Annotated in this window: 14 protein-coding genes; 2 read left to right on the top strand and 12 right to left on the bottom strand. The window is 61.7% G+C overall.

Translation table 11 applies throughout. The features are described from left to right. Window positions 1-13: 13 nt before the first annotated feature. The 10 genes from MAA8898_RS05760 to MAA8898_RS05715 all read right to left on the bottom strand — a co-directional run bounded on the left by MAA8898_RS05760 (window position 14) and on the right by MAA8898_RS05715 (window position 17,513). Window positions 14-3,310 carry a DUF499 family protein gene (locus MAA8898_RS05760; protein ID WP_094020052.1) on the bottom strand — a complete coding sequence of 1,099 codons (3,297 nt, stop codon included), beginning with the start codon at window positions 3,308-3,310 and terminating at the stop codon, window positions 14-16. Between the two features lie 11 nt (window positions 3,311-3,321). Then, entirely contained in the window at window positions 3,322-6,252 is a 2,931-nt protein-coding gene (locus MAA8898_RS05755; protein WP_094020051.1) for a DUF1156 domain-containing protein, read from the bottom strand. Window positions 6,253-6,313: 61 nt separating this feature from the next. Next, the gene (locus MAA8898_RS05750) at window positions 6,314-6,637 is read right to left on the bottom strand and encodes a hypothetical protein (protein ID WP_094020050.1); all 324 of its coding nucleotides are present in this window, start codon (window positions 6,635-6,637) and stop codon (window positions 6,314-6,316) included. A gap of 16 nt (window positions 6,638-6,653) precedes the next feature. Then, complete coding sequence (locus tag MAA8898_RS05745) at window positions 6,654-10,166, bottom strand: DUF8742 domain-containing protein (RefSeq protein ID WP_094020049.1); 3,513 nt, start codon at window positions 10,164-10,166, stop codon at window positions 6,654-6,656. An 83-nt stretch (window positions 10,167-10,249) separates the two neighbouring features. After that, the gene (locus MAA8898_RS05740) at window positions 10,250-12,178 is read right to left on the bottom strand and encodes a GmrSD restriction endonuclease domain-containing protein (RefSeq protein WP_245853284.1); all 1,929 of its coding nucleotides are present in this window, start codon (window positions 12,176-12,178) and stop codon (window positions 10,250-10,252) included. 60 nt (window positions 12,179-12,238) lie between these two features. Next, window positions 12,239-13,126: a WYL domain-containing transcriptional regulator gene (locus tag MAA8898_RS05735; protein ID WP_094020047.1), complete on the bottom strand. Its 888-nt coding sequence runs from the start codon at window positions 13,124-13,126 to the stop codon at window positions 12,239-12,241. A 157-nt stretch (window positions 13,127-13,283) separates the two neighbouring features. Next, a complete protein-coding gene (locus MAA8898_RS05730; protein ID WP_245853250.1) occupies window positions 13,284-13,499 on the bottom strand; it encodes a helix-turn-helix transcriptional regulator in 216 nt (71 codons plus the stop codon). A 683-nt stretch (window positions 13,500-14,182) separates the two neighbouring features. After that, window positions 14,183-15,091: a plasmid partitioning protein RepB C-terminal domain-containing protein gene (locus MAA8898_RS05725; protein WP_094020046.1), complete on the bottom strand. Its 909-nt coding sequence runs from the start codon at window positions 15,089-15,091 to the stop codon at window positions 14,183-14,185. Beyond that, window positions 15,088-15,996, bottom strand: a complete 909-nt coding sequence (locus tag MAA8898_RS05720) for a plasmid partitioning protein RepB C-terminal domain-containing protein (protein WP_094020045.1) — start codon at window positions 15,994-15,996, stop codon at window positions 15,088-15,090. The genes MAA8898_RS05725 and MAA8898_RS05720 overlap by 4 nt, the downstream gene beginning before the upstream one ends. Then, window positions 15,996-17,513, bottom strand: a complete 1,518-nt coding sequence (locus MAA8898_RS05715; RefSeq protein ID WP_164615048.1) for a recombinase family protein — start codon at window positions 17,511-17,513, stop codon at window positions 15,996-15,998. Before MAA8898_RS05715 ends, MAA8898_RS05720 begins: the two co-directional genes overlap by 1 nt. 151 nt (window positions 17,514-17,664) lie before the next feature. On the opposite strand from MAA8898_RS05715, the gene MAA8898_RS05710 reads away from it, so the two are divergent. Both MAA8898_RS05710 and MAA8898_RS05705 read left to right on the top strand, forming a co-directional pair. Next, window positions 17,665-18,051, top strand: a complete 387-nt coding sequence (locus MAA8898_RS05710) for a hypothetical protein (protein WP_094020043.1) — start codon at window positions 17,665-17,667, stop codon at window positions 18,049-18,051. A 784-nt stretch (window positions 18,052-18,835) separates the two neighbouring features. Continuing rightward, the gene (locus MAA8898_RS05705; RefSeq protein WP_176445078.1) at window positions 18,836-19,993 is read left to right on the top strand and encodes an acyl-CoA dehydrogenase family protein; all 1,158 of its coding nucleotides are present in this window, start codon (window positions 18,836-18,838) and stop codon (window positions 19,991-19,993) included. Window positions 19,994-20,251: 258 nt separating this feature from the next. Here the strand turns inward: MAA8898_RS05705 and MAA8898_RS26555 are convergent, their stop codons facing one another. Both MAA8898_RS26555 and MAA8898_RS05695 read right to left on the bottom strand, forming a co-directional pair. Beyond that, on the bottom strand, window positions 20,252-20,473 hold the full coding sequence (locus tag MAA8898_RS26555) for an EscU/YscU/HrcU family type III secretion system export apparatus switch protein (RefSeq protein ID WP_141194802.1): 222 nt from the start codon (window positions 20,471-20,473) through the stop codon (window positions 20,252-20,254). Window positions 20,474-20,656: 183 nt separating this feature from the next. Then, the gene (locus MAA8898_RS05695; RefSeq protein ID WP_094020041.1) at window positions 20,657-21,289 is read right to left on the bottom strand and encodes a tyrosine-type recombinase/integrase; all 633 of its coding nucleotides are present in this window, start codon (window positions 21,287-21,289) and stop codon (window positions 20,657-20,659) included. Window positions 21,290-21,462: the final 173 nt, after the last annotated feature.

The raw sequence follows: 21,462 nt of genomic DNA, 5'->3' as shown, positions 1-21,462 counted from the left end.
CGAAGATCGGGTTTCATTTCACCAACTTGTCTATGAAGCCCAGCGTCGTCGCATTCTCAACCAGCGTCCTAACCTTTGCTCGGTCAAGACCGGAGGACACCTCGGCATCGATCTCGAGCTTGATCGAAACATCGGCACCCGGCAACGTCGTCAGCTGCTCGATGATGGCTTCCACGATCTGGTGAATGTCGCGCGCAGGGCGCTCGGGCGAAATCATCACCGTCCCGTGGAAACGGGTAGGCTTTTGTTCGGTTGGGGCAGTGGCAGGCGTTCCTGGAGCAGGTTGCGTTGTCGTGTCTGGCCCATGGGTTACGGCAGGGGCCGGGCCCTCTGCGGGTGCTGCAGCTGTTTGCTTTTGCCGGTACTGTTCTGCGACAGTCGGCTTGATGATCACTGATTCAGAATCGATCACGACCTGAGCGCTCGTGGCACTGGAAATCGCCAGGCCGACATAGCTCCCCTTCGTCTCGTCCCAACGTTCTGCATAGGCGAAGGGCCCCGGCAGCATGCCGCTGACAGCCGCGTGCACAGCCTTCGAAAGAACGGCTCTATTCTTCACCCGGGGGAGATAGGTGTAGCGGTTAAGGTACTCCCACAGGTCCTTGAGATGGAGATGCGGTTTGCCATTCCAGATGTACTTCTCGAGCTGACGATTCAGGTTGTCCGGGCCAAGCTCGGGCCAGATCCCCTGGTCGCTGACAAGTTTCTTGCTGGCGCGAGCGAGTAGCCCGTCTTGCGCCGGAACCTTGGCTGACATCCACTCTACGTCGGATTGGGCGCTCTCCTGGACCGGGTAGATCAGATAGCACCAGGCTTCCTTCATCCGCGTTTTCAGCGTCTCGCTTGCCTCTTTCAGCTTGGCTTCGGCGAGAGCGCTGTCGCTCTGCGTCAGGTTGAGACGCTTGGTCTCCCGAACGATCTCAGCCCATGCCAGAGCCGCACGCTGGGCCGCCTTCAGATTGTCCAGCTGCCGCTGTTCGGCGGCAAGAAAAACCAGCATGTTGCGGTATACGCGAGGCGTGCTTCCTCGCTGCATCATGATGTCTTTGGCTTCCGCCAGAGCCTCTGATCCGTCCCGGCCGGTGTGAGGATGCGCGACGCCGAGCACCACGGCGCGGACACCACCGGGCTCGTCGGGGATATCGGCCGAGCTGCCAGGGGCGACCTGAACGGTGTCGAAGTGGCCGCGATCCGCAACGCCGTTGATGTAGCCGCCGAGCGCCTTGTCGATCTCATGAAGGACCAGCGCTTCTTCGAACTGAGCGGCGCGGTCGGCGGCCAGTCTGTTGAGGCTGGCCGACATCGAGTACCAGTATCGGCCAAGGTCGCTGTGCATGAACTTGGCCTGGTTTGCGAGGCGGCGCAGGGCGTCGCCAAAGATCGCCGGACGTTCGCCGGGTTGGACGACGCCAAGGTTGATCTGCTTGTCGTCGAGCCCCTTGTTCTCCTGACCGTGCGTTGGCGCTGTTCCCATGAAGACCGCCCGTGCAACGCGACGGGTCGCGGAGTACCGGTTCAGGTTGGGGGCTGACTGATCGATCTTGTACGGCGTCGACGTCACGCCATCGACGTCACCTGCGATGATCGATTGCCAGCTGGAGTCGAGGTAGTGCAGCAGCTCCGGCTCGACCCGCGCCGAGCTGATCGCGACACTGCCGGGCATGATCATCACCGAGGGATCGTTGCCCATCCACAGTTCGTGTATCACCTGCGCCATCAGGCGCAGCACGCCGCGCGTGCGTTGGAATTTCTCGAGCGAGCCCCAGCTGGTATAGAGCTGGTCGAACAGCTCCGGATGGATCGGATAGGCCTTCTCCAGCTTCCGCCGATAATCCTCATCGGAGCAGCCGTTCGGGAAGTCGTTCGCATTCTCCCGGTAGAGCTTGGCGAACTGCTTCAACGTGTTGTCGCGGTGATGGAACTTGTCGCCGGGGATCTCCTTGAACAGGCGGCGACGGACGATCTCGTAGCTTTCCTCCTGGCTGGCAGGGCGCCACGACGACTCCACGCGGCTGAAGGTCTGCTTGAGCCGTGCCAGCGCCTCCTGACCACCTTCGCCGCCGACCTCGATCTGAGAGGCGGGCAGCGAGGCCACCAGCAGAACGCCGGGGCTGGCCTTCACGGCCTCGGTCAGGGACTGCACGAAGGACAGGTTCGCGTCGAACGACCCCGACGGCAGCCCTTCCACCTTGTAGATCTGGCGCAGGTAGGCGACCCATTCATCGATCAGGATCAGCGCCGGCGAATACTTCTTGAACAGCGCCTCCAGCAAGTTCGATCCCGGCGCGATCCCGCGATCGTCGTTCTCGGCCAGCATCTCGAACGCCTCGGCGCCGCCCAGCTGCCACGCCAGCTCGCCCCAGGTCGTGCGGATCTTCCGGCCGCCCTCCAGCGAGATCACGTCCTGCGGCCCGCGCGAGGTGCCCACGAGCACCGCGCGGTTGATCTTGCCTGGCACCGTCAACCCGCTCCGCGACAGAAGCTGGTCGAGCCCCGGCAGATCTTCTACCAGCGTGCCGCTCACCATGTGGTAGAGCGCCAGCATCGAGTGCGTCTTGCCGCCGCCGAAGTTCGTCTGCAGCTCGACGACCGGATCGCCGCCTCCGGCGCCCAGCCGCTTGGCCGCACCGACCAGCAGCGTGCTGAGCCCCTCGGTCAGATAGGTGCGTGCGAAGAACTCGCGCGGGTTGCGGTATTCCGACGGCGCGCTGCCGTTGTGGACCTTCGCTAGGTCGGCGGCGAACTCGGCCTGCTGGAACTCTCCGGTGGCCACGTCCTGGTGCGGCTCAACCACCTCGCGCCACGGCATCAGCCCCGCTACCGTGTCGACCGAGATGTCGGAGCGTTGCGTCCTGCGCCGCTCCTCGTTCCGGGCCAGCTCGGCATATTTCGTGCGCAGGATCGTATCGCGCGACGCGCTGATCTTTTCGGCGGTCTCCTTGGCGCTGACCGATTCCAGCAGCCGCCGCATCGTGTCGAGCGCGCGCTCGGCGTCGTCATAGGTGAAGGCCTCGTTGTGCGAGAGCTTGTTGCGCACGTCGAGCAGCTCGGACACGTAGGATCGTTCCGGATGCCCCAGCACCATTGCGAAGGCCTCCTTCCAGAAGGCCATCATGACCTGCAGCAGGCCCTGCTGGTCCCAGTTCACCTGGCCGTTGCCGTTGGGCCGCAAGCCGCGGACGCGCTCGACCACCTGCACCTGCCAATGGCCCTGCAGCGAGCTTTCCAGACGCTTCTCGACGAAGGGGATCAACGCCTCGGGCAGAAGCTCCATGCCCTCGAACACATGCTGACGGGTGGATTTGGCCATCGAGGGAATCCTTACAGTTCAAATCGCGTTTGCCGGTTCCGCCCTTCAAGCGAAACCGTGGCGGCCATCTGGCTCAGCTCGGACCAGTCGGCGATCAGGGCGTTGTAGACCGTGGCCTCGGACGCCTCGCGCCGCTTGTTGGCGGCGATGTCGTAGAGGCAATAGGCCAGATCCTTCACCGCCTCTGCCTGTGGCCCGAAGCGCTTGAGCAGTGCGGCGCTGTCGTGCGACAGGCCCGTCCGCTCGTGCAGGCGCACGAGGTGCTGCAGGCATTCCCAGATGGTCAGATGCCCATCCTCCTCGGGCGCCCAATCGGGGTCGAGCTCATCGCGTTTCAGCAGCCGCACCTTGCCCGCAGCACTTTCGACGATCCCGGCATGCTTCACGCTGTCGACCGAGATGCCGCGGGCGCGGGCGAGGTTGTCGGCCACGCCATAGTCGCCCTTGCCCATGCCGTTCTGTTCGAACCAGGTGATTGCGAAACGGGTGTCGGCGTCGAACTCGCCCTGGATGCCGCCGAGATACTCGTCGAGCTCGGCATTGATCAGCTGCAGCGCAGTCTTGACAGTCATCGCGCTGTCGTCGGCCTCGAGCACGGCCTTGTAGCGTGAGAAGACGCCCATGCCGGGGCCGATAGCAGATTGTGGCATGTCCGCCGGGGCAATGTTGGCGGCCTGAAGTTCGGCGATGGCCGGAGGCAGTTCACGCTTGAGCGTGCGGATGAACTCGGCGCGGGTGATGGTTTCGGCCGTGGCGTCCTTCTTGCGGCAAACAAGGACAACCGAGTTGGCGAGGGCGTTGGTGCCAGAGGCAACGGTTCGGGCTGCTCGCTCGGTACGAACAGGCCAAGTGCCGACGATAATGTATCCAGAATTGATAACCGCTTGGAGGAATGTTGCCCATCCGGTTGAGCTGAGGCCTTCTTGTTCGACCTCGCTCTGCTTGAAGGCATAGTAGATCGTTGCGGGTAAGTCTGGCGAGGATTGGCGTGCAAGACTCGTTATTGCTTGCGTCATACCCGACAGAAAGAAATCTTCCGCTTCGATTTTGCTGCCATGGCGGTAGGCCACAGCAACAAGCTCTTCAGTCTTGGGGACAGCAAGCACGGCGGTCAACTCTGGGAATACGGACTTAGTCGCCCTGCGAAGCCAAACGTAGAAAAAATCAGAGAGGTCTGCATATGCGATATTATCATAATAAGGAGGGTCGGTTGAAATGACCGCGCCCTCCGGCAAAACTACCTGTTGAGCATCCTGTTGCCGCAGCGAACCAGTATTTCTGGGCTGAAACTCGGATATTGCCTTGAAAATCCACTCGATAGCACCTCCGAAATTCCCAGTGCTATCACTAAGAAAATTGCACTCAGCAAAGTCCCACGTCATCGGGATAGCCTGCCGCGCGAAGGTGAACCGAATGAAACCGCTGTGCGCCCAGGTCGCAATTGTACTCCCGGCGTCTGCCATCCGATCTATTGCGAAAGCCAAGTATACGCTGATTGCCTCGGCATATGCCTTTGCACCAACTCCACCGTGCTGCAGTTGCACCCCATCAGCCTGCTTGCCTGATGCAAGCGCGTCTGCTTCAATCTTCTCTCTAGCCTCGTGAACCAAATCGCTGAAAGCACTAAGCCCAAAAATCTGGCGGTCAGTAAACAGCTTGCCCCACTGGTCCAAGCCATATCCGTGGCAAGTACCGCCTGTAAGACGTTCTGGAGTCTCGCCGTAGAGGAAAGTCTCTCTGCACTCTCGTGCGACTTCAACGATTTCAGGGGCGAATGCTCGGTTTATATGTTCATCGTTGGGTTCAACGTAGATTCGTCCGCCTTTTCGTTCTGCAATAATTGCTAGGAGGGCCTGGCCCATCTTCCCTGCCTTGCCAGCGCTTTTCACATAGTCTGCCGTGATTGCAGTATCCGACATGAGGCATTTGAAATTGGCACGCTGGAGTTTTGTGCCCCCCTTGGCGGTTGCTATCTCCGCTTTTGTACCACCTTTGCGAATAACATACTTGATGGTTCGTTCAGCCTTGTTGACAACTGGTTGGACCCAAGTCTCTTCACCCGCTTTGGAGCTCAAGAGGAAGCTTGAAGCAATTGGCACCTGAACGTCACCGAAGGCCGGGTCTGGACTTGGAACCGTCCTTGACCAAATCCATGCAACTACTGTCGCTTTTCCACCTCCGAGAGATTTCGGCACGTCCACCTGTGGGTAGTAGGACTCGATGCGCTCCTTCGCTTTCTTCCGCATCCAAGCGCCGTAGTATTTCACATCCTCGGCCAGCCCTTCGGCGTTGCGGTAGAACGACCGCTCCTTGATGCCGGGGTGGATGGGGGGCATGTCCTTGAACTTGGGCGGGATCTCGATCATCGCCTTGCCGATCATCACCGCCACCGGGTTCAGGTCGGACCCATAGGCGGGCAGGCCCAGCCGCTGCGCCTCGAGCGGGATCGACCCGCCGCCCGAAAACGGGTCATAGACCGGGGGCAGCACGCCGCCGCAGCTGCGCCGGATCTCGGCCCGCGCGCGTTCCAGCACCTCTTCGTTGGTCGAGTTCTCCCACTTCACCAGGTCCTCGATGATCGCAAACAGCCGCTTGCGCTCGATCTCGACCGCCACATCCTCCAGTGTCGGCTCCGGCGCATTCGCCGCCGCCCTCTTGGCCGCTGCCTTGCTCTTCTCCCACGCCGCCACCCGCCCGGGCAGCTCCGCCTCGGCCCGCGCGCGCAGTTTCGGATCGGCCATCAGCTCATCGACGCAGGACGAGGGATCGTCCACCAGCTGCGCAAACAGCACCGCCCGACACGCCGCCAACGGCCGACGCGCCCACCAAAGGTGCAGGGTGGAGGGATGCCCATGCCGGATCGACTTCTCCCGCGCCGACGCCGCATTGATCGCTTCGAGCGGAATGGCGACTTCGATGAGTTTCTTCTTGTAGTTGGTCATAATGTGCCTTCGGGTACCGCCGCGGGAGTTCGTGAACAGCCGGGAATTTCGGTCGCAGATGCTACAGCTTCAATCCGTGGTTGGATTCGAGGTAGTCGAGCACCTTGTTCAATCCCTCGACTACATGAAGCCGGTTGGCGCCGAAAGCGTAGTGACCGGAGCTGAGTTGGATTGCATCGCTGGAATCGGCCTTGTAGCGGTACTTGGTCTTATCGCCACCTTCATCGACCACCGTCAGAGGATAGCGAAACTCTCTGCCCGACGAGTATTGAGTTCCGTTCGGGCCCCAATTCTGAATGCTTCCGTTGTAGCATTCGCTTCCGATCAAGTATTCCAGTTCTGCGAGCAATGCGGCTCGCTTGGCCGTCATCTTCTTGGTCGGCATTGGCTTCTCCCCTTGATCATGTCGGCGTTTCCGCCCGCTCAAGCAGGCTCTTGATGCTGAACTGAATGGCGTTGTGCTCGAAGGGCGGCTCGCGCGTGTCGAGCGCGCCGCGGACATAGCGCGGCGCAGTGGCGAAGCCGTTCTCGACCTGGACGACGGCCAGAATGAACTTGTCGGGTTCGTGCAGCGATGTGATGACCTCCTGCCGCGTGATCATCACAGTGTCGGCGCCGTCGATGCGGCCCTTGACCTCGATGAAGCGCAGATGGTCCGCCCTGGGGTCGTAGGAGGCGATGTCGTAGCCGACCTTCTGCGCGGAGACGTCGGTGGGTGCGTTCCCCAACCCGCGCTCGACCGCCATGACCGCGTCCATCGCCGCGATCTCGATCTTGCGCCGGGCGACCGGATCCTCGGAAAATCCGTTCGCGGTCGCCGCGAGTTCGTCTGCAGGCGCGCGGGAAATCAGGAGGCCGCGCGGAATGACGACCATGCCGCCGCGCACGCGCGGAGGCTGGGCAGAGATGAAGCGTTCCTGGTCGAGCGCTTCCAAACGGCGCTTCAGACGCTCGGCCAGCTCCTCGGCCCGTCGCTGCGCGTTCTGCCAGTTGAGGCGGGTCTTCTTGCCGGCGCGCTCCTCCTCCTTCAACTCGAAGGCGCGCGCGTCCCAGTAGTTGATTTCCTTCTTGAGCCGCGCCTTCACCTCCTGCTCGACCTTGTCGATCTCGGGGATGCGGCGCGCCTTGACCTCCGCGACGTGCTTCTGGGCGAGTTCGACGGTGGCGAAGCGGACGGCGGTCTTTTCGAGGTCCGTGCGCAGCCAGTCAGCCTGCAGCAGATCCTCGACGCGCGCGACTTCTTCGGGGCGCGCCGGGCGCAGGTTCAGGTGGGGTGCGATGCCGGCGTTGGTCGCGGCGCCGTTCCGGTCGATCGCGGCGAACTGGAGACGTTCAGAGACGATGTGGGACCTGCCAGCGGCCGTGGGTCGGCCGTCCTGAACGCTGTGCTCCAAGAGAAAAATTGCAGCGATCTCCTCGCCCGGATCCGTGTCGTCGACGAGGATGGCCCCGCGCTTCATGAGGTGATCGTATTGCTCTCGCACGAGGCTGATCACCGCATCCAACAGCGGATGGCCCGGGCAGACAAAGGCCGCGACGGGTTGCTGGTTGATCTTGTTCTTCTCGAAGCAGATCCGTTCATACTTCTTCTGGATCGGCGCGCCAGTGCCGACCTGGCGATCCCGCTCGCGGATGCTGAGCGGGACGTGGGTGATCTCCCATCGGCCTTCCTCACGACGCTTGATCTGGCCACCGAGGTGCTTGAACGCCTCGACGAAGAAGCTCTGGATGTGATGCGGCTGGAGACGCTGCGCCTCGGCCCGCTCCATCTCGATCCGCAGCTCGTGCACGCGGGCGGCGGGCATGGTGTCGTTCGTGAGCGCTCGGCGCTCCAGAAGCTGGAGGAGGTGTTGCTGATCGACAGCGCCGTCAACCGCCTGAAACAGCCTCGCCTTCACGTCCTCCTGCTCGCCGTACTGGATGGCTTCCACCAGCAGATCGCGCAGCGCCGTTCCTTCGAACAGCTCGCCCAGCACGTCGTAGACGCGGCCGCCGAGGGCTTCCCGCGCCGCCTCAAGTTTCTCGAGGAGACGAGCATAGACCTCGCCTTCACGGGTATCAGCGGCGACAAGGTTCCAGAGATGGCAGACCTCGGTCTGACCGATCCGGTGAATGCGGCCGAACCGTTGCTCGATCTTGTTCGGGTTCCAGGGCAGGTCGTAGTTGACCATCAGGTGGCCGCGCTGAAGGTTCACGCCTTCGCCAGCCGCATCGTTCGCGATCAGGACCAGCATGTCCCGATCCTGCATGAAGCGTTCGACGACCTTGCGCCTCTCCTCCCGGGTGACGCCGCCATGGATGACTTCGACGGCTCCCGGCTTTCCAAGGCGCGCGCGCACCTTTTCCAGCAGGTAGTGCAAGGTATCCTTGGGCTCGGTGAAGATGATCAGTTTGCGGCGGTTTCCGTCGCTGTCGACCATTAGCTCATCGTCGAGGATGCGATCGAGCTGGGTCCACTTGGTATCCTTGCCCGAGCGAAGGACGTCGAGCGCCATGATCTCCAGTCCCTTGAGGGTCTGGACCTCGATCTCGAGTTGCTCGACCGTTTCTGCGGTCGTTGCGCCTGTCGAGATCAGATCCTCGAGCTCATCGACCTCGTCCTGGCCATACTCGTCGATGTTCTTGAGCACTTCGTCCGGGACGCTCGGCTCGTGGAAATCGGCGCGGCCACCCTTGCGAGCCAGCCTGGCTTCGGCCAGCTCAGCTTCCAATCTCTCTCGTCTGCGCTTCAGGGACTGGTAGATTGCGGCAGGCGACGAGGCGAGACGACGCTGCAGGATCTGAAGCGCGAAGCCGACATTATTCCGTTTCTTGCCATCTTGCTCCGCGAACCTCTGCACGCGGTTCATTTCCGTCCGAACGTACTCCGTGACTGCGCTGTAGAGCGCTGCCTCTTCGGGCGAGAGGTCGTATTTCACCGTGTACGCCCGACGTTCAGGAAACAGCGGCCTGCCGTCAAATTTCAGCAGCTCTTCCTTTGTCAGGCGGCGCATCATGTCGGCACTGTCGGCGTAATGCACGCCGTCACGGAAGCGACCTTCGAAGCGGTCGCCATCCAGCAGCGCCATGAAAAGCTGGAAGTCCTCCTCCTTGCCGTTGTGCGGCGTAGCGGACATCAGTAGCAGGTGGCGACAGACCCGGCCGAGCTGCTGGCCCAGCTGGTATCGCTTGGTGTACTTGACGTCGCCGCCAAAGTAGCTTGCCGACATACGGTGAGCTTCGTCACAGATTATCAGATCCCATTCCGTGGAGGACGCGAGCTTCTGCTGGAGATCCTCGTTCCGCGCGAGAACATCGAGGCGAGCGATCAGCCGGTTGCGGTCATTGAAGACGTTGCCCGAACGCGAAGTCTCGATCATCTCGCGAGAAAGAATGTCGAACTCGAGCGAGAATTTCTCTCCCAGTTCGTCCTGCCATTGCTCGACTAGGCTGCCGGGCGCGACGACCAGACAGCGCTCGAGATCGCTGCGCGCGATCAGCTCCTTGATCAGGAGGCCCGCCATGATGGTCTTGCCGGCTCCCGGATCGTCGGCAAGCAGGAAGCGAAGCGGCTGCCGCGGCAGCATTTCGCCGTAGACGGCCGTGATCTGATGCGGAAGCGGGTCGACGAGGCTCGTGTGGATCGCCAGATACGGATCAAAGTAGTGTGCGAGCTTGATCCGGTTCGCTTCGGTGACCAGCCGCAGAAGACTCGCGTCTGCATCGAAAGACCATGCCCGGCCTGGCTGCTCGACGGCGAGACGATGCTCGTCATCGCGATAGAGCGTCGTCTCCGAAACGCTGCCACCCGGAATTCGGTACACGAGGTTGATCGCTTGATCCCCGATCCATTCGACCGAAACCGCTTCAACCGTCTGATTCGGAACGACGCCCGCAACGGAGGCACCGTTCTTGATGTCTTCCAGTCTGGTCACGGCGCGACCTCGATGAGCTTCGCCGGAGGCAAAATCCCGACCCATTGGTCGCGAACGACAGGGCGCTTGAGAATGGGGTCCATTCAGGCGGCCTCCTCTGCATCGGGATCTGGTAGGTCGAATCCCTCGTCGTCCTGCATGACATCCTCGCCTTCCTCCGGCGCGGCGTCTGCCCTTGTGATCGCATGACCGGTTGCCTTGGAGATCATTGCGAGCAGCCTCGCCTCGCGATCCGCCATGAAGCCCGCGAAATCGTCGGCGCGCAGGAGGTCGGGATCGATGGCGTGCGAGGCCAGGTATTGATCGAGCGCGTCGCGGGCGATTGGCGGGGTGTCCTTCCCGCCCGCCTCCAGTCGTTCCAGATAGACCGAGGGCGCGACGCCCCCGAGGATCCGGTTGGTCTTGTAGCTGAGCGGGCTCTTGTTGATGACAGTGTCGAAGACCTTGGGTTCGATCTTCTGCTTCTTGCACCAGTCCTGCGGGAAGATGTGGTGGATATCGACATACTCGTCAAAAAACACCGTGTCCTTGAAGTGCTGGCCGGAGCGGAGATCCCGCGCACCTTCGGCCATCAGCAGGGCGTGGATGCCCTTGTAGGCTGCCGACAGGCGGGTGCGCAGGGTACGCAGTCGCTCAGGGCGGAAGCGGCCATCGGTGATCGTGCTGGGCTCCGGCCCGCCGTCGAGCCAGGCAGGCACTTCGAGCACGTCCTTGGCGAAGCGCGACTCAATGGCCGAGCCGTAAAGCTCGCCGAAGATGCCGCACCAGAACCAGCGGGCGAGCTGGTCTTTTACGGCGGCATGGTCGAACCTTGGCCCGATGATGGCGAGGATCGCGGCAAACGGGACAAGCTGGCCCTGATAAGGCAGGTCGATGACCCGGTAGATGTGGTTCTGCCGGAGGAACTTCGCTGCGGTCTTGAACCCTTCCTCCACAGCGGCGCGGTGTTTCAGGTAGGCCTCAAGCGGCAGGTCGAGCAGTGACTGGCGCGTTGCGCGGACGGCAGACAACTCTGACTCCTTGCGCCCGGCAGCTATCTCGGCCGCGCGGTTCTCGACCCCGTGCAGTAGGGCGATGGCCTGCAGCACGTCGGTCGCCGCGACCTTCTCCAGAACGCCGAACTTCTGCTCGGCTGCGCGGCCAAATAGCTGAAGCCGGGTCTGGAGCCCCGGCTGGCCGTCGGCGCCGAGCCAGTCGTCGCGTAGGCGATGCCCGCGCGCAGCGTACATCGCCGTCACCAGTTCGAATGCGTCGAGTGGCTTGCCTCCGGTGTTCACCTTCTCAAAGACGAGACAGACGGCCTCGTGCGAGGTGTCGGGGCTAAGCGCGATCACGGGCAGCTGGTAGGATTTGAAGTTCTGAAGGACTTCATCCTTGAAAGGCTTGAACAGCTTGCGCGTCTCCGGATCGTTCTCCAACCAATACTCGTTGAACCCATCCTGCCATTCGTCCCAGTCGAACACTTGGTTCAGCGGGAACATGAGGTTCTGGTATTCGAGCTCCGGCGTGGAGAGGTCGAGGTCGATCTTCCGGTCAAAGTCCGACTTGATCCGCCGATCCTCCGGCACCGAGACGATGGCGTTTTCCCGGTCCTCGGCCGGATTCATGGCCTGTCTGATGTCGATGTAGAACCAGCGCTTCACGAGCTTGAGACGCGGTGTCACTGTCTGCACCACCTCGCGGCGCAGGCAGGTTTGGTAGAGAGAAGTCATGCGCTGCTGGCCGTCGAGTAGGAGCTGGTCAGGTGCGCTATCTCCAACTGCCGCATCCGCCCCTTGGATCGGCCGACGCGCGAACGTATCGGCCGCACCCAGCTTGACCTCGAGCGTCATCAACGCGCCGACCGGAAAGGCCTGCGAGATCGACGCGATCAGGCCTTTGATGCGCTCCTCGTCCCAGACCCAACTGCGCTGGAAGTCGGGCAGCTGGATCTTGCCGTTTCCGCACTGGCGCAAAAGCTCTTCGAGGCTGACCGGGTTGGTCTTGAATGCCGCTTGCTTACCCAATCTCACACTCCTCGAATGATCTTGCCAGCTCTCGGCCAAGGATCCGACGTTTCTGGACAGACCCTCTCATGCCGTGGCCTCCCGAGCGCCGCGTACTGGAATGCCGCTGATGATCTCATCGCGATTTATGAGGACGATCTGCTGATCCTGGGGCGCGCGCGCCTCGGGCGCGGTATCGAGTCCGAGGCGCTTGAGCGCATAATAGAGCAGCGCGCGACGAACCTTGATCTTCGCCTTGCCGCCCCGCATGGCGTAGTCGAGCGCGATGACCTTCGCCTGCGTCTCCGAGAGGTCGGGGTGGGGGCCGACCTCCAGGGTGACCTCTGAGTGCCAATCGCGGTCATTCTCGGCCGACGTTTCGCTCTCCCGCGATCCGCGGATGTCGAGGATCCGTGAGAGCAGGAAGTCCTTGAACGCTTTGTCGGTCAGGCAGAACGCCCGCGTGTGCCAACGAAATCCGTCGAACGCGATGGCGTGCGGCGCGATCCATCTCCAGCGCGGGTCCGGGCTGGACAGGGACTGGTACTTCACCTCGATCGCCTCGGAGCGACGAATGGCGCCGACCACGGAGCGGAGCGTCACCGGATTGACGCCGCGCACCGGGGTCGGGGCCGAAGCATAGGGCGGGAGATCGGCGATCCAGGAGTCCTCGCGGTCGAGGATCCCGTCCGCCACCGATCGAAGCTGCGCGAGGTAGCGGCTGGCGTCGGGCTCGAGGAACTGTGGCTTGAAGCCTGAGCCGCGGACATAGGTCCGCGCGCTCTTGTCATAGACCATGTTGTCGGGTGCGAAGCCGATGTAGCGGTTCAGGTCGGTGGACGCCTGGTTCACCGAGACCCCGAACTGGTCCATCAGGTCGCTGCGGTTCACATGTCCCTCCCAGAACAGGCGGAACTCTATGAACTCGAGGCGCTGCTCGACTCCCCAGCGAAGTTCCGACCTGTCGTTGTCCATCACGTTCTCCCGGCCCGGGCGATGCGCACGTTAACTATGCGCGCCCATTTACTGGGCCTGAGCCGAGACTAGCCGAGCCGGGAAGGTGGTGCAATCGAAATGCGTCGCAAATCAGAGCGTTGGAGTGTGACGCGCATTCGAGAGGTCGGGAATGGCGTCAGGACGCGGCGATCCGCTGGTCAGCCGTGGAGTGAATGACCTCTTGTTCGAACGCCTCGATGTCGCTGACGCGGTACACGACGCGTCCGCCGAGCTTCATGTATGCCGGGCCTTCGCCAGCCCACCGCCACCGCTCCAGGGTGCGATGCGAGATGGTCCAGCGATCGGCGAGTTCCTTTTGAGTCATGCAGTTCCGTTTCATGTCGTCCTCCATTCGCGCAACTCGGTTTGGTTGCGTTCGAACGAAGGCGTGAAAGAAAATGCGAGGCAAGTCAGTTAGTTGCGCAGTTCCGCGCATTCCGTCTGGATTAACGACGGCGCGGACCCATGCGGCGATCAGCACTCCCGTCTTGGGACGTTCCTACCGGACGTAACCGAGAGAAAACGATTAATAGTCGCTCGGAGACGAGCGTGCGCGTGCAGTTCTGCCAGCGCATGACTGCAGGGCTCTGAGCCGAGATTTTCGATGACTCAACCCCTCCGAAATGCGCAGAGACCCCAAAGGCTACGCAGACCTCACACATTCTTACGATGCACAATGGAATCAATAGCATAAAAACTCGCATGGATGAATTTCGATTCTTTTGTGCCTGTTTCGTTTTTAGATGTTCTCTTTTCGCAGAGAACCGCAACGCACTACCTCAGGACGTCGCGGATTCACCATGTTTTTCGAGTGGGCAAATGGGCGTGCCGGAGTGGCCCGGTCTCCGACACGCCCCGAATGGAACGCAGCCGCATGCGCGACCGCGCGGCCGGCGAAAACTCGAGCCGGCCTGGTGGGCTCCGAGCGGGTTCGCCGCCATCCCCACCGCCGCGCTTGATCCGGCCCACAGTCCGGCGTCTCCTGCGGTCCCCGCGCTTTTTGGGTCCGGGTCCCCGTCGTTGACCTACAGGCCGCTACTCGGCCTCGGCCGGCGTGATCTCGGTGATGGTCTGGAACTCGCCGAGGAACTCGGGATGGTTCTGCGCCAGATAGCGCACGACCCGCGCGTTCCCGAGCAACTTGCCGACATAGCCCTTGATCACGGTCAGATGCAGGTGGTCGTCGCCGTAGGTGTCCTGGATCGAGGCGATCCCCTCCTGCAGCCGGGCGAGTTCCTGCTCCATGCGCGCCATCGCCTCCGGCGTGATGCCTTTAACCTTCTTCGGCTTGGACGACTCGACCAGCTGGGCCTGCGGCGTCCCCGCGAGGATCGCGTTCACGTAGGCGACGGAATAGTTGTTCGCGTTGACCAGCAGTTCGGCCGCCTCGATTTGGCGCATGGTCTTCATCTTGCGCAGCGCGTCGAACACCGCGCCGGTCGCGGGCTTGTCTTTCAGGATCCCGACCGTTTCCTCGCAGATGCCGTCCAGAAGGCGCACCTTGCGCCGGATGCTGCTCATGTTGAGATCGAGCGCGAGCGCGATCTTCTCCTCGGGCACGCCGCGCTCGATCGCCTTTCGGATCATCTTGTGTTCCTGGATCGGCGCAAGGCGGCTGACCTGGCGGTTGTAGGTGAAGGCCTCATCGTCGGTGGAGACCAGACACTCCACTTCCTGTTCGCCAGCATCCTTTAGCGCCTCGATCCGAAGATGGCCGTCGAGCAGCAACCAAGTGGCGGACTTGTCGGGGTTCCGAACCACGACGGGCGGCTCGACGATCCCGATCTGGGCGATGGAAGCCACGATCTGCCGATACTTCCGGCTGGATTTTGCGGACTTGCCGAGGGCGCGGAGCGGCAGGATCGCATCGATGGGGAGCGTGACGCAGTCGTCCTCGAACCCGAGCGTGACGCTCTTCAGGGTGTCGCGTGCTTCGCGCTTCATGCCGGAGCCCCGTCGGTCACGGGCCGCGCAAGGTCGGCAGGCATTGTCTCGAGCCCCTCCGCCCTGAGCAGGGTCATGAAATGCTCGTCCGCGCAGAGCTTCCGGAACGCCTCGCGCACGAACATCAGCCGACTCTGGGTGAGCTCGGCCTTTTTGATAAGCAGCTTCTGGCGCGTCGCCTCCTGCTGATACGCCCGCACAAGGCCCTCGCTCGTGAGCGCCCGTTTCGGAGGCTTGCGTCCGAGTTGGTTGCTGTGGATCTGCGGGCCCCGCAGTTCGCGCTGCTGGATCAGGCGGCGCACGAGCGCCAGCTTCCGGCCTCGCAGCTTGTTCTGAGTGTAGGCGTCCATCAGTGCCTTCTGCGCGCCCTTGGCGTCCGTCTTGGAAATCTGGATGGCCAGATTCAGCGGAAGCACCCCGGTTTCCACGGCCGAGACCAAGCGCTCCTCGCCTTTCTCCAGCAGCCCGGCGATCATGTTCACATATTCGGTGGAAACGCCGATCTTCTCGCCGATCTGACGGTCGTTGTAGCCGCGCTGGCGGAGCGCGCCGATCTCGCGCATAAGGTCGATGGGGTTGTGCTGCCGCCGCGCACAGTTCTCGACGAGGCTCATCACGAGGCAATCGCTCTCGTCAGCGTCGATCACAATGGCGGGGATGTGGTCCTGCTTCAGTTCGACGAAGGCCTCGAGGCGGCCCTGACCGCAGACGAGGTCGTACTCCTGCGGATCGGTCCCGGGGCGCGGTGCCACGGTGATCGGGCGCTTCAGGCCGATGCGCGCGATGTTCTCCACCATCGCCTCGAAGGTGCGCCGATTTCGGACGCGGGGGTTGAGGACCCTAACCCTGTCGGTCGGGATCAGGGTTACCTGCTTCTGGCTCGTTGGCTCCAAGTCGTCGGGCATCACGCCACCTCCGCGATCCTCGCCCGCGAGGCGAGCGCGTAGAAGAAATCGAGCGTGTCGAACCGGTACGCATCGAGCGCGAGCCCGTTCTGCTCGGCGATTTTCAGTTTCCCGAAGGTCATGTCGATGCTGGGCAGCACGTAGTAGTCGCGCGGCGCCTCGTTCGCCTCGTCCATGCGCACGGCGATTGTGATGTCGGGCACCAGTCCGGTGTCGAGACGGATGCGCCAGCGCAGCGACCCGGCTGCCGTGGCGCTGCATCGGGCCAGCACGATGGACACGGTGAACTCGTCGTTGACGCGAACCAGATCAGTGTCGGGGTCTTGCACGGCCGACCCGCCGTGCCGGGTGACGCCAGCGATGATTTCGGCCACGACCTGCGGATGGGCCTGCCGCAAGGCGCGGTTGACCTCGATGTAGCTGTAGTCGCGGTCCGGCTCGTAGCCGATCAGCCGGTAGGCGCGCAGCAGGCTGCCGAAGCGACTGCGATAGGCGCTGGAGGACGGCAGATCATCCTCCTCGTCGATGATCAACCCCGACAGCATGCCCTGCCGCTTGAGGATCGCGCGCAGTGCGTCGAGCAGTTCCTCATCCGAGAAATGGCGGCTGCGGGCGTCCACGATCTCCCGGGCGCGCAGGAACAGCGCCTCGTCAACAATGGCAGGATAGGCGCCCTCAGCCCGGATCCACATTTCGCGCGGGTTTACCACCCGACGCTGCTTCAGCTTGAAGGACACCTTGTTGAAGACGTTGTTCCCGATGTACTTTTCGTTGGTCAGCACCTGATGGACGGTCGCCCGGGTCCACGGCCGGTCGAGATCGGTGCGGTGACCTTCGGCGTTCAGAACTTCCGCGATATCCCGCTCGGGACGCCCCTCGCGCACGAACATCTCGTACATGCGCTGGACGACCCGCTGCTCCTCCTCGGGGCCGGGGACGAGGATGACGCGGTCGGTCTGAAGGCTCTTCTGCTCGCCACGCGACAGTTCGCCCTTCGGGTTGCCGTGCTCGTCGATCAGCACCCGCCGCAGCCCGTATCCGGCCGCGCCGCCCTGACGATAGCCGAGCTCCACCAGGCGGCATTGCCCGGCAAAGACCTTCACCGAAAGCTCTCGGCTGTACTCGCCGGCCATCACGCGCTTCACGGTCTTCAGGAGGTTCGAGCCGATGCTGCCGTCGTTCTCGAACTGCTCGCCGCAGTAATGGACCCGGATCCCCGCGCGGGAGCAGACATGTTCGTGGTAGGCACCCTCGTCAGCGTCCTGAAACCGACCCCAACGGCTGACGTCATAGACGAGGATCGCCTTGAAATCGGCGTGGCCGGAACGGACCTCGGCCATGAGGTTCTGCAAGGCCTCGCGACCATCGAGCCGCAGCCCGGATCGCCCGGAGTCCTCGAACACGCGCAGGATCTGAAGGCCCCGCGCGGCGGCATAGTTCCGAATGACGTCCAGCTGGTTCTCGGTCGAGTATTTCTGGTGATCCGTCGACATCCGGACGTAGGCGACGGCGGGCACGTCCGGCTCGACCGCACCGTCGCTCTTGCCCGAATTGGTCACCAAACGACCGCTCACACATGCATCTCCTCGGTATTGCTGGCCAATCCATCCGAACCGCCTGAATCCAGGGCTGAATCCCTCTCATCCATCTATAGCGAGGGAGGCCGGAATGTCGTTTCCGAAAAAGGGCAAGTTCTTTCCGAAACAAAACGGATATGGTCGGAGTGATCCGGAGAACGGGTTCGCCGACGAAATCGCAGCTGCACTGCGCCGGTCCCATGAGGACAGCAGGGCGGGCGCCAAGATCGTTGCGTCCTGGACGGGGGCGAACGAGAAGACGGTGAAGAACTGGTTTGCCGGCCGATACGGCCCGAGTGGCGAGCATCTGGTGGCGCTGGCCCGGCATTCCGACGAGGTGCTGGGAACGTTCCTTGCGCTGGCAGGGCGTCAGGACCTGATGGTGGCGATGAAACTCGCGGCGGCCGAACAGGCGATCGAAGAGTTGCTCGCGGCGGTGCGCGAGATGCGCTCCGATGGCCAGAACCGCGAGGGGTGAGTTTCACTTATCCTATTGGTAAATAATGCAAAAATCATGTCGGCGAAGGATCTAGAATCGCCTTCGGTGTAGATGAGGCCGCCATTTGAATCCTCGGACCGAAGGCGATTCTTGGAAGCCTTCTGAGCCGAGATTCCTCGCGGTTCCGACCCTCCGCCACTTGCCCTCGCGAAAGCGTTCTCCCGATGCGGCTGCGGCCGGATTTTTCCGTGTTTTCAAAGGGGTTTGCAAGAGAGGCTGAGCACAGAAGTGTCGGCCGTTGGCCCAAAATCCGTTCTCTCGGCCGGTTATTCTCTGGACCTGATGACTGCGCGGATTTGGTGAATTTCTTGCAAGGCTCTGTAACCAAATAACTTTCCGGAGGGGCAATCTAAACACTTCGACTGGAGTCGCATTCGCTGAGATGGAACGGAAATCGAACATTCGCTGATCGTCCGGTATGTGTCGAAGCACTGAGATTTCCGCAGCGCAGCATTTTTTTGAGAAGCTCCACAAAGGGCGGTTTCCGGTCATTTGCTGCGATGACAAGATCAATGGGTGGAGAAGGTGAGAGCCGACATTCAGTTCGGCCCGCTACCGGCCAGTGCGCTGCACTGCCGCAAGACCGCAGCGAGTCCACTTTTTCTGATGCGGCGCTTCGAGGGAACGTCCGGTATGGCGAGAGATATTCCGTGACATTTCCGGCGATAACGCGTGACATGACGGTCCGGAGACGAAGCCAAGACCCTGTTGATCCTGGCCGGTGTCGACCGGACCCTGGCGAGATGAAAGCTTGGAGAAATCAATGCTGAAGCGGACAATCTTTGAAGAAGAGCACAATATCTTTCGTCAGACTGTCCGAGCCTGGGCCGAACGCGAGCTATATCCCCACAGAGAGACTTGGCGCGAAGCCGGGTGCGTTACCGAGGATGTCTGGCGTTCGGCGGGGTCCGAAGGTTTTCTTTGTATGTACGCCGATCAAAAATACGGCGGATTGGGTTTGGACGATTTCCGCTACGACATGATCCTCTGCGAGGAACTTGGCCCACGCGAACCCGGTTTTTTCATCTGGGCTCACAATCGCATCATGGGGCCATACCTTCAGCATATCGCATCAGATGCACAGCGTGACAGGTACATGCGTGGGGTCGTGTCGGGCGAGACCGTGCTCGCCATCGGCATGACTGAACCCGGAACCGGGTCCGATCTTGCCGGGATAAAGACACGTGCGGTCGAACAGGACGACCACTGGGTCCTTAACGGGTCCAAGACCTATATCTCAAACGGCGTGTTGGCCGGACTGGTGATCGTTGCGGCCAAAACCGATCCAGATGACCCGCGCGCCATCGGCCTGTTTCTTGTGGAAAGCGGGTCAGAGGGGTTCTCGCGGGGGCGCAATCTCAAGAAACTCGGTTTGCACAGCCAGGATACAGCGGAATTGTTCTTTGACGACATAAAGGTTCCGAAATCTAATGTGCTTGGCGACCCTCGCGGTGGTTTCAAGGCGATGATGAAGAACCTTGCCGAAGAGCGCCTGATAAGCGCTGTCGCCTTTGTTTCACGCGCGGAATACGCCTTTGAAAAAACGTTGGAGTACGTCACGGAAAGGCGCGCCTTTGGTCGGCCCGTTGGCACGTTCCAGAATTCCCGGTTCAAGATGGCGTCGGCAAGGACAGAACTCGACGCGGCATGGGCATTGCTTGATCATTGCGTCCGTGAACACCTTCAAGGGGCTTTGTCCGCAGAAATGGCCGCTGAGGTGAAGTTGTTCACGTCAGAGGTCGAAGCCCGCGTCGTTGATGAATGCCTGCAATTGCACGGTGGCGCTGGTTATATGGATGAATACGAGATTTCTCGCCTTTACAGCGATGCGCGGATCAGCCGGATATACGCTGGCACTTCCGAGATCATGCGTGAAATTATCGGTCGCGGGCTTGGTTTGGATGAACGCAAGCGCAATTAGCGCAATAAAATAGCGAAGCGCGAGGCTTCGATTCAATAGTTGATAGTGGGCTGCTTATTCAAAAGCGGCCATTCTTGCAGACGCGTCGAAATGCAGCTTTGTCCCGCACTCCTGTCATCCGGATGGGCGGAATGCTGCGCGATGCATGAACGGCCGGTTCAGTGAAGCCGCACTGCGGCGCAGACCTTTGCCTCGAATTGCGGCTCCGGGCCGTCAGCATCCAGCACGCACCTCTTGCTAATCGTGTTCCCAGCGGTGCTATTTGCCCAATTTTAAACTAATCTCACAAAGGACGCCGAGGACCAAGCCGAAGAACACCAGCGTTGAGCCTTGCCTAAGCCAGAGCGTCGACTGTTTCATAGAGATCCGATCAAAATCGGGGGCGAGCACATCGGGGGCGACAACAAACGACCCGATGATGGCTACGATACCAAGAACAACGGCCACAAAGCCGACGACTCGACCAAGTCTTGTGAACACCCACCACTACTCCTCGATTCAGCAAGCTACATCACCAAAAGTAGCTTTTCCCGCTTGCACGGCTTGCCATGCTAGAAATGTCGCCGCAATCACAAATGGCCGCTCTAGGGACGCTGTACCGCAGCACCGGACCGTTCGCCGAATGGCGGAAGTGGGCCGGCCGCTACCGACCGGCCCGACTTCTCAGAGCTCCACCGCCTCCGCGATGGCGAGCGCATCTTCGAGTTCGACGCCGAGGTAGCGCACCGTGCTATCCATCTTCGTATGGCCGAGCAGTAGCTGCACCGCGCGGAGGTTGCCGGTTTTGCGATATATCTGCGTAACCTTGGTCCGCCGCATGGAGTGCGTGCCGTAAGCGCTTGGCTCGAGACCGATCGAGGTCACCCAGTCCCGCACGAGGCGGGCGTATTGCCTTGTCGAAATATGCCGACGTTCGTGAAAGCGTCCCGGCCAGAGATGCTCCGACCCGACCATCAGCGGAGCCTTGAGCCAAGTCGCGATGGCTTTTCGCGTCCCCTCGGTGATCTCGAAGCTAACCGGCCTCCGGGTTTTACTCTGGACAATCGAAGCGCGGTGCTTGACCTGTCCGGCCGCATAGACGTCAGCGACCTTCAGCTTCACCAGGTCGCATCCGCGCAACTTGCTGTCGATGGCGAGGTTGAAGAGCGCCAGTTCGCGAGTCCGCTGGGCGATCTCGAGGCGGACCCGGATCGCCCATACATGTTTCGGTTGGAGCGGACGCTTCTGGCCGACGAGGCGGCCCTTGTTCCAAGCGGGACGGCGGGCGCGGATGGCTGGCAGGTTTGTAATCGGCATGGTGGTTCCTCCGATCCACCACGCCCGCCACGTCTTCAGCATCAAGCCGACGGCCGAACATACCAAATTTGCCGCGCTGCGGTGCGATCAGGGCAGGCCGAACCTGCCGCACCGCCGCGTGACTGCTTTGAGCCCAATTTGACCGATGCTGCGTGATGCGCGAATGGCGGTTT

The sequence above is a fragment of the Antarctobacter aquimaris genome, from assembly GCF_900184945.1.
GTDB classification, from domain to species: domain Bacteria; phylum Pseudomonadota; class Alphaproteobacteria; order Rhodobacterales; family Rhodobacteraceae; genus Maliponia; species Maliponia aquimaris.
Note: the sequence above shows the minus strand (reverse complement) of the source record. Positions and strands in the feature narration are given on the sequence as shown.

Bases quoted from the DNA above. Each gene is read 5' to 3' on its own strand.
- MAA8898_RS05695 (WP_094020041.1), bottom strand. From the start codon at position 21,289: ATGCCGATTACAAACCTGCCAGCCATCCGCGCCCGCCGTCCCGCTTGG.
- MAA8898_RS05755 (WP_094020051.1), bottom strand. From the start codon at position 6,252: ATGACCAACTACAAGAAGAAACTCATCGAAGTCGCCATTCCGCTCGAA.
- MAA8898_RS05735 (WP_094020047.1), bottom strand. From the start codon at position 13,126: ATGGACAACGACAGGTCGGAACTTCGCTGGGGAGTCGAGCAGCGCCTC.
- MAA8898_RS05710 (WP_094020043.1), top strand. From the start codon at position 17,665: ATGTCGTTTCCGAAAAAGGGCAAGTTCTTTCCGAAACAAAACGGATAT.
- MAA8898_RS05705 (WP_176445078.1), top strand. From the start codon at position 18,836: ATGCTGAAGCGGACAATCTTTGAAGAAGAGCACAATATCTTTCGTCAG.
- MAA8898_RS05720 (WP_094020045.1), bottom strand. From the start codon at position 15,996: ATGCCCGACGACTTGGAGCCAACGAGCCAGAAGCAGGTAACCCTGATC.
- MAA8898_RS05725 (WP_094020046.1), bottom strand. From the start codon at position 15,091: ATGAAGCGCGAAGCACGCGACACCCTGAAGAGCGTCACGCTCGGGTTC.
- MAA8898_RS05730 (WP_245853250.1), bottom strand. From the start codon at position 13,499: ATGGAGGACGACATGAAACGGAACTGCATGACTCAAAAGGAACTCGCC.
- MAA8898_RS05760 (WP_094020052.1), bottom strand. From the start codon at position 3,310: ATGGCCAAATCCACCCGTCAGCATGTGTTCGAGGGCATGGAGCTTCTG.
- MAA8898_RS05750 (WP_094020050.1), bottom strand. From the start codon at position 6,637: ATGCCGACCAAGAAGATGACGGCCAAGCGAGCCGCATTGCTCGCAGAA.